The 260-nt window shown below is 51.9% G+C and carries 1 protein-coding gene; it reads left to right on the forward strand.

Annotation, left to right across the window (positions count from 1 at the left end):
* Nucleotides 1-260 (forward strand): nitrilase-related carbon-nitrogen hydrolase (locus AAEY88_RS14220; protein WP_350563432.1); only part of this gene is annotated, 260 nt, incomplete at both ends.

Here is a 260-nt window from a genome sequence, read left to right on the forward strand (position 1 = left end):
GTCACCACTGCGTGTACGTGGGCACAACTTGGGCGCGGCCGTTTGTTATGAAGTTGCTTATCCCGATACCACGCGTAAAAATGCGATTGGAACCGACTTTTTATTGACCATCTCAAACGATGCCTGGTTTGGCACCTCGGCGGGTCCACTGCAACATCTACAAATGGTACAAATGCGCGCGCTTGAGAATGGTCGCTGGTTTATGCGAGCGACCAACACTGGTGTGACCGCTATCATCGACCATAAGGGCCGTATTGTAG

This window comes from Psychrobacter sp. CAL346-MNA-CIBAN-0220, assembly GCF_040309805.1.
Classification (GTDB): Bacteria; Pseudomonadota; Gammaproteobacteria; order Pseudomonadales; family Moraxellaceae; genus Psychrobacter.